A 10,140-nucleotide genomic window follows, 5' to 3' on the forward strand; every position below is an offset into this window, starting at 1 on the left:
ATCTGGCGAAAGTCAGAACCTCCGTTCCCTTAACTTAATGACATTGGGCGAAAGCCTGCCTACCGCAGGCAGGCCAGAACCTCCCATTTGGTTTCCCCCTTTCGGTTTAGGGTGTTCCGCAGGGTCATTAAATCTAAATATAAAAAATCAGGACTCTGTCCGGCAAACAAACTACAACAGTTCAATAGGAAGCAACCCTTCTTCTTTCTCATAGTTAGATTTAGATTCCAAAGTTTGCTTCCTTTCAGGGTTGTTAAATACTTAGTAGCCGGACGGAGTCCTGGGTTTTATCATATGATTTAAGAGTGCTGCGCTGAACTCTTAAACCAAAGAGGCAGAGTCCTGAGTTTTATAAAATGATTTAAGAGCGCTGCGCTGGACTTAAACCAAAGTGTGAGGTATTTTTTTCCATTTGTCCTGGAGGTTCCCGCCTGCGCGGGAATGACAGGTCATGGTGGAGAAATTAGGAGATTCCGGCCTTCGCCGGAATCGGAGCCCTGGCTTCCCCTTCCGTTTCATTAGATGATTTAATAGCGCTTCGCTGAACTTAAACCAATGAGGAGATCCGGCACTAAATAGGGGAACTTCCCCCTCAGATCTCCGACCTCCCGATCAACTTACCCCAACCCGGATAGCCTTTAATCCATGAACCCCCTGCAAATCTTCTAACTCCAAAAGCTCGAGATCGGCGCTGAAGTAGCCCTCACGCTGGAGGCCTCCGATATACTCCAGGTACTCTTCCTCTTCTGATTTGGTGTAATAAACCATGGAAACTTTTTCGGGTTGAGTTAAGCGTTCATTTGTGCCTTTTATCAGAACTTTATCTATTCGCTTCTTTACCATCTCATAGCGGACACTGAACGCCCCGTCTACATCGAAACGCTTCTCGTCGTTACGGAAACTAATACTAATGGGTGCTGAGTGAATGAATATCAGCTGCGTGGTTTGCAAAGGTTTAGAAAGCTCGGGTTTAAGATTCCTGGTTATCCTGGCGATCTCAGCCATGCTTTTCAGCTGCCATAGCCGCATATGCCTAACATGCTCCATGTTGAAGATTTTGTAAGGGGCAATGGATTGGCCGAGGTAGATATCGTATTCGACACCGTCAGTACGGAACTTCTCGAAATACAGGGGAAATATCTTTTGGAGTTCCTGCAGGTGGCTTATAAGGTACTTGTTAATGTTTTCATTTATTATCTGCATCGAACGCTCCAACTCCCTGCGGTTTTTATGAAAACTACCCTGCGATTCTGAGACTGAATTAAAATAGGGCTTTATAACGTCCCGGACCTTTTCGGATGTCTCCGCAGCCTGGAACAGGAACGGCTCGATCTCCTCCTGAATTAAATTATTAAAGGTGATTTCGTCCCCTTTTTCCTTGTAAGCCTGGAAATGTTCGAGCCATCTCTTCTTATTCAGGAGCAAGATGTCGGTAAAGGCTTCAGTCAGGACTGCCGGCAGATCGTTTAAGACCTGTTCGAGTAACTCGATGTGAAGATTGATGTCAGTAAATACCGCATTATTTCTTTCTAAAGTCGACTGTCTGACATCTACTGCTCCATAAAACGGGTAAAGCTTATCAAATGTGATCTTACCTATTTCGGCCGTAGCGATATCGCGCGACTCCTTCAGGTAGGTCCACACCACCTCGTTAAATTTCCATTTTACTGATGACTTAATGGAAGTGAAATTATTCCTGACAGCCTGCTCTATAGAAGCGTCGAAATTATCAGAGATATGTTTAAATAATTGAACGATATAAGGAACCGCTGCCTGCAGTCTGGAAAGCAGAGCCTGATCAATAAAAACTCTTTCGTTGGAGTACACTTCAAGAATTCCTACTACTTTTTTGAGATACACTACCGGCAGAACCGCAAAGGATTCAATTCCTGCATACCTCAGCATTTTAAGAAGAGGCTCCTTTTCAAATTTATTGGTGGAAATATTGTTGTGAACAATCACATCCTGACTTTCCTCGTATTGCTCCACAAATTCATGATAGATATCCTGGCTCACTTTATACCTGACAGCAGCATTCATAATAATGCTATTGGTACTCGCCTGGCTGAGATAGACTGTCCGCTTGTTTAATTTAATAAATGGCAATATTCCAAATCGAAGGTTTCTCTTCCCTGCAAGGGATTGCAGAGTTTCGTTCAGGCTTTCATTGAATACCACTTCGTCGTAGTTGACGATAATATTTTTTAGATTCTCGAGAGCATGTTCTTCCGTAACATCGGTGAACTGAAGAATGGAAAAGCCCTTAATTTGAAAGTTGGAAAGAGGGAGCAGAGTTTCGAGATACTTCTCCCCTTTGGAATCCACGAGCCAGCTTTCGATTAATTCGATATCCAGATCGGGCAGGTCTCCGGTATAAGTGATGTCCAAAAAACGGCTGTCGATCTGAATTTTGTAGTAAACCGGCGTCCGGGTTTTGGGATTTAAACCCTGAATATGACTGTCGCTGGAAACACTGAAATCAATGTTATAAAATCGCCTTAGTATAAGCTGATAAATAAATCCTTTCTCCTTACCCGACAAAATGTTTTTAGTCGCAAAATCGCCTGCCAGCGGATTATAGTTCTCGCGGGTATGGAAGTTATAAAAGGCGTCGGTGCTGAAGAAAATTTCTCCGGGGACAGGTGTGCTTAATGCCCATACATGTTTGGCAGAATTATAAACAAGGGGATTAAGGAACATATAGATCAGTTCCAGCAGCTCTTCAAATTCAGCTGCTTCGTCTATCCTCACAAATTCCCTGCCTGAAAGATCGTTCTTGAACTTGTCGATCATGTTCTTAAACAAGGCCTCTTTCAGCGGCTGGTCCTTGATCAGACTTTCGAGATATGCAACAAAGGGCTGAAAAGACAGCTGCGACTTTGCAGGAATCAGCGTCTTATCAATAAGTCCCAAATCAAGGATTTCAGTTTTCATTTGGAAGATTAGCGATGTCTCTTAATAATTGTTTACATAGGTAGGAAAAAACCGGGCCAAATTAAAGTATGAGAGTGGAAAGTTGAGAGCCTGCCCCGAAATTTATTGGAATAAAATTTAAGACCTTTGAACAAAGGGTATTTGTATTATGAAGAAGATAGGATTTTTATCATTTGGGCACTGGGCTGATCATCCTGCCTACAAAACACGCACTGCTGCTGATACTCTGCTGCAATCCATTGACCTGGCGGTTGCTGCCGAGGAGATTGGACTGGATGGCGCTTATTTCAGGGTTCACCATTTTGCGGCACAGCTCGGTTCACCATTTCCTTTGTTATCAGCTATTGGCGCTAAAACCAATACGATAGAGATAGGGACCGGAGTTATTGATATGCGTTATGAAAACCCGTTGTATATGGTGGAAGATGCCGGCGCTACCGATCTGATCTCCGGCGGCCGCCTGCAATTAGGGATTAGCAGAGGTTCGCCTGAACAGGTGATCGAGGGCTGGCGTTATTTCGGCTACGAGCCTAAGGAGAACGAAACGGACGCTGAAATGGGGCGCAGTAAAGCCATGGAATTCCTTGATAAGTTGAATGGTGAGGGATTTGCCGAGCCTAACCCTAATCCAATGTTCCCTAATCCGCCGGGCTTGCTTCGCCTGGAACCACATTCTGAAGGCTTGCGGGAGCGGATCTGGTGGGGAGCCGCCTCTAACGCAACTGCTGTTTGGGCAGCCGAAAATGGCATGCACCTTCAAAGCTCAACCCTGAAATTCGATGAAAGCGGTAAGCCGTTTCATATACAGCAGGCCGAACAGATCCGGTTTTACAAAGAAGCCTGGAAGAAGGCCGGGCATCAACGCGAGCCCCGCGTATCCGTAAGCCGGTCGATATTTGCACTTGTCAATGATCAGGACAGAGCTTATTTCGGTCAACAAGGTGAGGGCTCTGATAAGTTCGGTTATATCGAACCCGAAAAGCGTGCCGTTTTTGGCAAGAGTTATGCCGCCGAACCCGATCAGCTCATTAAACAATTAGCAGAAGACGAAGCCATTCAGGAAGCAGACACCCTGCTTCTGACGATACCGAACACGCTGGGAGTTGACTATAATGTACATGTGCTCGAGTCTATTTTGACGCATGTTGCGCCGGGGCTGGGGTGGCGGTAGGTTTTGAGCTTAAGGCTTTAAGCTTTAAGCTCAAGCTTTGGGCTTTCAGACCTACTCCATTGAAAACAACCCAAACGGATTCCCTTCAGTGTCTACACAAATAGAGCAGAACCCGAATTCACCGATAGAAAATTTCGAACGGTTTACGAGTCCCCCGGCTGCTTTGATACGGCTTTCTTCTACACTGGCATCCTGGCACGGGAAATAAACCATGCTATTTACGCACGTTCCGTCGCCCTCCTTAGTGCCTGCCATTTCAATTAAGGCACCCGATACCCCCTGGTTTTCCATTGGAGAGAAAAAGGCCATTTTCATATCAATTGACCCGTCGGGTGTGGGACTGTCTATAAAGTTGGTTCCTAATACCGTATTATAAAATTTTTTCGCGCGTTCGATATCCTTTACATAGATTTCAAACCAGCAGATGATGTTTTGGTTCATGGTGTTGATTTTTGGTTGTCTTGCCAAATATAACCAGATGGAATTAAACAGGAAAGGGCGGTCGAGCCATATTGTGGGGTGATTTTGGACAATTTCCTGTTAAGGTTTGCTCGCTTTCCCCCGTTGGTTTAAGTGTTCCGTAGGATCACTTAAATCTAAATATAAAAAATCAGGACTCTGTCCGGCACCGGATCACAAGCCCATACTTAATATTCAGGCAAGGATTGCTCGCTTTCCGGAGGGTTGAAATCCAAGTAGCCGGACAGAGTCCTCGGATTTATAAGATGATTTAAGAGCGCTGCGCTGAACTCTTAAACCAAGGGGGGCTTTTTTGTGAACGCTGAATTCGCGAAGAAGTATTCTCAATTATAGTTTTAAAAGATTACCTAATACAAGAAGCTATTTCAACACGTGATGGGCCAATACCTTCTGGACTTCATATACATTGACAGACTTGTTAAATTGCTTCCTTATACTAGGTTGGGACTCACTTGATACCCATATTTTCAGCTCTGCATCCAGGTCAAATGTCCCTGCTGTTTCGATACTGAATCTTGAAATACTTTTATAAGTGATTGACTTATATTCAGTTTTGCTACCGGTTAATCCTTGTTTATCAATTAAAATCAACCTCTTCGTGGTGAAAATGAAAGTATCACGAATGAGCTTGAACCCAAGTTCAATTTCCTCACCTTCCGTTAACAGAACACCAAAGTTCTTGTTTAACTCGTCATTTGTGACGGCACCTGCGTTGCCTAACATCGCTGAAAATATTCCCATAATTGATAGTATTTACCTAAGTGATCGACTCATATTTAGTTTACAAGTTACAGAAGATAGTTAGTCTTTTACAAGTTGAAGTTAAATAGGTGCTCTACCAAGTTCAGTATAATCAGATATACTACTATCATCAGAATCACTAGCCGTGACCTCTTGGAGAAGCTTACAGTTCAAGCGGAACCGCACAAGAAACGGCGATACTTTTCTTCTCGACGAAGCACACCTATTCTTAATTTTACGTAGTTCCTCAGATTACTAGCTCTGTACGGCACAATATTTGCAACCTGTGCCTCGTTATACCAACGATCATTTCAAAATCTATCTTCATGAAAAAAATAATAATCACTCTGCTGGTAACAGCATTGAGCCAGCTTGCGTTTGCCCAATATGCAGCCCCCCTTACTGAATACAAGATTTATCCCGGGACAATTACCATGCCCAACGGGTCTGTTGTTAAAGGTTATATATTGAACCGTGGCGTCCCTGAAAATCAAAATCAAATATCTTTCTATACAGAAAGGGATGGAAAAACCAGGAAAGTATATCGGCCTTCAGATCTTCAGGCTTTCACAATAGAAAATAACCAGTTCAGAAGTGTGCCTTATTCTGGTTCGCTAAAATTAGGAAAGGCTAATAATCATTTTGTTTTTGTTGCCTCACCCGGAGCCATCACAACCTATAAATATTGGGGACCTGAAGAGCAGATCTTTTGGCAAAAAGGAAATGAAGAGCCCGTGCTTAGTTCCTCAATGATCGTCGCTTACAAAAAGAACATATCAAAACTCTTTGCCGATTATCCTGCTTTATTAAAAAGAGTAGAAGCTAGAGGCAAGGCTTATGCCATGCTTAACCTGGATAAAATTGTTGAAGAATACAATACCTGGGCGGCCGCGAAACAATAGTCCCACATTAATGAAATTCACAACACTACTGCTTTTTTTCTGTGGTTTGTCACTCCTGGCGGATGCACAGAAGCTTCGATCGGAAGATATCTCTTATAGCTATAAGCGACTCCCATCAACTGTCCTTCGGAACACGAGCAATTATCAGTTGACTTTTGACCCTGTTTATGAAGCAAAGAATAAAGAGCGCATCAGCGAATTCGTGAGGAAGGAACAGGAGGCCCGCGAAAAATATGAGAAAGAGATGGCTGCTCATTCGGGTTTGGTTAAGGATGCCAATACACGCTATGAGAAGGAACTCGCTGAATACAATAAGAAATCACTCGGAACAAAAATTGTCGAAAAATCCGTAATGGATAATAGCAAACCCGTCAGGCAAATGATCGCAGTTCCCACATTGCAAATCATTGAAAAACCGGTGTTATATTCCTCCTATGATTATTCTGTCCTGGCAGACACCTATGTGAAACTAGACGGTTTCACGAAAAATTCCTCTAATGCGTTAAAAGTAAATGTAATCCTGTACGGTTTTGATTATACTCAGCCACGTACTCTCAGTGAAGAGGTTACGAGTATAGGAAGGGGTGCGACAAGTACCTACAAAGCCAGTGTGTATCACAACGAGTTTTCCTACCGTCATCCTATGGCAGTTAAAGTTGTTTCGCCTGAGGGGAAGGAACTTCTAAGCGTCACTCCTCCACAACTTAACAGCTATAAGATCTATAAAACTGGGAATACCGAGCGGCCACAAACTGTAAACGGTGACCTTCTGATAAAAAATCTGGAAGAAAAAACCCTTCAGGAAAACCTTGCTTTTATAAACAACCTCTTGAATGACACGTTTGGATATTCTGAAACCGAACGTAAAGCAACTCTGTACTATGTAAAAACAGACGATGCAATCTATTCAGACCTGGTTACAGCATTCAATGAGGCATCATCAGGATTATCCATTCTAAAACAAGATAAAGAGACTGCTAAAAGTAAACTGATTAAAGCATCAGAACTGTGGAACAGCGCGCTAAAAGAGTCTGATCCGACAAATAAGAAAGCCAGGATCAATAAGGATATGACAATAGCACTTTATTATAACCTTCTCGAAATCTATTTCGCCCTGGGAGATGTACCTCATGGAGAAAGCACCTTAGAAAAGATGAATACGATGAATCTCACAAATTCTGAACGTAAATCAAAGCTGGACTTTGACTTGTTATTCGCCGATCTCAAGAAAAGACAATCTCAAATTAAGTTATAATTTCATGAAAAATTTACTCATCCTGTTTCTGGCAGTAGCTTCGCTTCCTGTTTTTGCCCAGGTTAATGCCTCATCAGGAAGTGCCAGTGCACCCTTTAAACTAACAGCACAAAATCCCGAGTTCAATTCATATAGTACGAGTGATGGGAATTACTTTGTCGTTAGATGGACAGAATTATTTGAGAATATTTACAACCTGGTAGCAACTGATAAGGCTGGTGCGGTAATTTCCAGTAAAGAAATAACTCTTCCGATGAGTATGTCAAATAATACTTTTGGAATCAATGAGTTACTGGTTATCGGGCAGAAACCCTATGCTTTTGTGGAAAATCGTAATAAAAGCACTATGAAAAATACCTTAACTGCGCGGCCGGTTGACAATAAAGGTACAGTAGCTCCTCAAGGAGCAGCGATCGCAAGCTTCCCGATTGTAAAAATGTCTAATAGCGGCGACTGGTATGTAAGTTTAACACCCGACAAAAAACACGTTGCGGTTCTCTGGAAGCCGGCTTATCAAAAGGGCACTGCTGATATTTTCACCTACATTCTGCTGGACGAAAATTTAAAAGAAATATCTAAAAGGCAATTCAGCTTTAGCGGTTATACAAAAGAAATTACTCCAGCAAGCTTTTACTCTTCAGATAAGGGAGATGCATTTATTACCATGGAAGAATTTGATAAGCTTTACAAATATCCTATAGTTTATGCTGCACCTGCGACCGGTAATCCTCTTATAATGCCTGCAATGATCTCTGATCCAACATTAAAAAGTCTGAGTTACATAACAAAGATCAACTCTCAGGGCGAACTTGTGATAGCCGGTTACACCCAGCAGAAAAAGAACCTTGTAATTGGTGATACCCAGGCAACTGGCACCTGGATATTTAACTCCAGCACACCCGCCCAGATCAAGACGGCAAAGTTCGATAAGCCGATAACTAATCTTACCGCGCTGGATATTGTTTACAACAAGAATATGTTCTTTCTTGTAGGAGAACAAATGCTACCCGAAAAACAAAAAAATGAATATACCTCAGGTCCAAAAGCGCTGGAAACAAATTTCATTTACCAGCATAACGACATTTTAGTGTCCGGATTTAACCAGGACGGATCTAAGAAGTTTGAGATGCCTATCAGTAGAAAATGGCAGTCAAAGCTTAACTTCGATTCAGACCTGAAAATTGCAACTGGGGTAATTAATAATAAACTTACTCTGATCTATAATGACTCATACAGTAAATATATTAATGAACATAATATGGCGAATGTACGTTTGCCGGTAGCAGTTCAAATTACCAGCGATGGCTTAATGGAAGCCCCAGTTCACTTCGGCAAAGAACTGGATACCAAAGTCAGTTCTTACGTTTTGTATCCTCAATTCTTCACCCAGGGAAACAATAACATTTCCATTTTGTCAGTTAATCCGCAATCGGTAAAAGAAGTTGTGTTTCAATAAGTCGGAGGTCTGAGGTCAGGCCTGAAGTCTTGAAGTCCCATTTGGTTTCAGTGTTCCGCAGGATCACTTAAATCTAAATATAAAAATCAGGACTCTCCCGATAGCTATCGGGACCGGCAAACAAACTACAACATTTCAATAGGAAGAAACCAAGGGAGCGGGTGTCGCTGTGCATGTCCCCCGGCTGGCGCCGCGTCCGAATGGCTTCAGCCGGGCGGAGGGGTTGGGGGTGGAAAGTCTGATCAATGCAAACACGTTTCTTCCTCAATGCATTCAAAAATTCCCGGATTTACGACTTTTAAAAAAGATGTTTTCCCGGCGTCTACCCGCCACATTTGATTAACCTCTGTTTTTTCTTTTCCCCTTATGTAATGAACCAGCAGGGTCTCCAATTTTGATGTTCCTTTCACTTTGCAGGTCATTGTTGAATACCAACTCGTCGTATCCAACTTTACATCCATCTCATCGATAATCATATTTACAGGTATACCCGATGCATTCCTGTACAGCAGCTTAGTTAGCAGGATTTTACCAGAACCTGTATTGCACTCATCCCTTGTCGGTGAAACCTGCTCAATACCAAACTCTCTGCTATCACCGCGAGCTGATTCCATCATCGCTCCCTGGCAGCGAAACCATCCTAAGGTATCAATCAAAGTTGAGTATTTTCCTTTCAGCGAAGGGAGGGAATTTTCAATGCTTTCCGCTGTCGCACGTGTAATAGTATCCTTTATACTTTCTGATTCCGGAGTGGATGAGCAGGCACAAAATAAAAGTGCAGCGAGGACGGTATACGTGAGAGCTTTCATACCAGTTAGTAATCAAATTGAAGTTAAGAAATATATATAAAAAAATCAATTTAGAAAGATCCTAAGAGCGTCACGCTGAACTTAAACCATGAGTAAACGAGATTACTAAAAAAGGAAAAACAGGACTTTGTCCGGCACTGTAGGCAGAATCCCATACTTAAAATTCAGACATCAAGCCTTGCTCGCTTTCCGGAGCGTTGAACACCTGGTAGCCGGACAGAGTCCTTGGTTTTATTAAATGATTTAAGAGCGCTACGCTGAACTCAAACCAAGAGGTGAGTGAGGGTTGACTTGCGAAGTTTATTAAGAGAGCGGAAAGAAACTTCGGAAGTCTCTTTGTGAATTTTAAACTGACGAAGTCACGTGGAAGTCGGAGAGAGACTTCGTAAGTT

General features: G+C 42.6%; 10 protein-coding genes. 5 read left to right on the forward strand and 5 right to left on the reverse strand.

The window, feature by feature from the left end; genetic code table 11:
• Positions 1–214 (forward strand): hypothetical protein (locus tag WKF69_RS16350; RefSeq protein ID WP_340383250.1); only part of this gene is annotated, 214 nt, incomplete at its 5' end.
• 398 nt (positions 215–612) lie between these two features.
• Here WKF69_RS16350 and WKF69_RS16355 read toward each other — a convergent pair.
• Positions 613–2,934: a GAF domain-containing protein gene (locus WKF69_RS16355; protein ID WP_340383251.1), complete on the reverse strand. Its 2,322-nt coding sequence runs from the start codon at positions 2,932–2,934 to the stop codon at positions 613–615.
• A 148-nt stretch (positions 2,935–3,082) separates the two neighbouring features.
• Here WKF69_RS16355 and WKF69_RS16360 point away from each other — a divergent pair, with 148 nt between their 5' ends.
• Positions 3,083–4,105 (forward strand): LLM class flavin-dependent oxidoreductase, encoded by a 1,023-nt coding sequence (locus tag WKF69_RS16360; protein ID WP_340383252.1) that lies wholly within the window; start codon positions 3,083–3,085, stop codon positions 4,103–4,105.
• 51 nt (positions 4,106–4,156) lie between these two features.
• On the opposite strand, the gene WKF69_RS16365 is transcribed toward WKF69_RS16360, so the two are convergent.
• Positions 4,157–4,546 (reverse strand): VOC family protein, encoded by a 390-nt coding sequence (locus tag WKF69_RS16365; protein ID WP_340383253.1) that lies wholly within the window; start codon positions 4,544–4,546, stop codon positions 4,157–4,159.
• Positions 4,547–4,945: 399 nt separating this feature from the next.
• Positions 4,946–5,326, reverse strand: coding sequence for a PH domain-containing protein (locus tag WKF69_RS16370; protein WP_340383255.1), 381 nt, complete (start codon positions 5,324–5,326; stop codon positions 4,946–4,948).
• A 326-nt stretch (positions 5,327–5,652) separates the two neighbouring features.
• On the opposite strand from WKF69_RS16370, the gene WKF69_RS16375 reads away from it, so the two are divergent.
• From WKF69_RS16375 to WKF69_RS16385, 3 genes are read left to right on the forward strand one after another with little or no spacing between them, the layout of a single operon-like run.
• Complete coding sequence (locus WKF69_RS16375) at positions 5,653–6,228, forward strand: hypothetical protein (protein WP_340383257.1); 576 nt, start codon at positions 5,653–5,655, stop codon at positions 6,226–6,228.
• Between the two features lie 10 nt (positions 6,229–6,238).
• On the forward strand, positions 6,239–7,483 hold the full coding sequence (locus tag WKF69_RS16380) for a hypothetical protein (protein ID WP_340383259.1): 1,245 nt from the start codon (positions 6,239–6,241) through the stop codon (positions 7,481–7,483).
• A gap of 4 nt (positions 7,484–7,487) precedes the next feature.
• Complete coding sequence (locus WKF69_RS16385; RefSeq protein WP_340383261.1) at positions 7,488–8,939, forward strand: hypothetical protein; 1,452 nt, start codon at positions 7,488–7,490, stop codon at positions 8,937–8,939.
• Positions 8,940–9,181: 242 nt separating this feature from the next.
• On the opposite strand, the gene WKF69_RS16390 is transcribed toward WKF69_RS16385, so the two are convergent.
• Positions 9,182–9,748 carry a hypothetical protein gene (locus tag WKF69_RS16390; RefSeq protein ID WP_340383263.1) on the reverse strand — a complete coding sequence of 189 codons (567 nt, stop codon included), beginning with the start codon at positions 9,746–9,748 and terminating at the stop codon, positions 9,182–9,184.
• 157 nt (positions 9,749–9,905) lie between these two features.
• Positions 9,906–10,140: hypothetical protein (locus WKF69_RS16395; RefSeq protein ID WP_340383265.1), on the reverse strand; the 235-nt coding region annotated here is incomplete at its 5' end.

It is taken from the genome of Daejeonella sp. (genome assembly GCF_037719425.1).
Lineage (GTDB): Bacteria > Bacteroidota > Bacteroidia > Sphingobacteriales > Sphingobacteriaceae > Daejeonella.

Coding starts and splice junctions, on each gene's coding strand:
- WKF69_RS16385 (WP_340383261.1), top strand. CDS start 7,488: ATGAAAAATTTACTCATCCTGTTTCTGGCAGTAGCTTCGCTTCCTGTT.
- WKF69_RS16390 (WP_340383263.1), bottom strand. CDS start 9,748: ATGAAAGCTCTCACGTATACCGTCCTCGCTGCACTTTTATTTTGTGCC.
- WKF69_RS16360 (WP_340383252.1), top strand. CDS start 3,083: ATGAAGAAGATAGGATTTTTATCATTTGGGCACTGGGCTGATCATCCT.
- WKF69_RS16375 (WP_340383257.1), top strand. CDS start 5,653: ATGAAAAAAATAATAATCACTCTGCTGGTAACAGCATTGAGCCAGCTT.
- WKF69_RS16365 (WP_340383253.1), bottom strand. CDS start 4,546: ATGAACCAAAACATCATCTGCTGGTTTGAAATCTATGTAAAGGATATC.
- WKF69_RS16370 (WP_340383255.1), bottom strand. CDS start 5,326: ATGGGAATATTTTCAGCGATGTTAGGCAACGCAGGTGCCGTCACAAAT.
- WKF69_RS16355 (WP_340383251.1), bottom strand. CDS start 2,934: ATGAAAACTGAAATCCTTGATTTGGGACTTATTGATAAGACGCTGATT.
- WKF69_RS16380 (WP_340383259.1), top strand. CDS start 6,239: ATGAAATTCACAACACTACTGCTTTTTTTCTGTGGTTTGTCACTCCTG.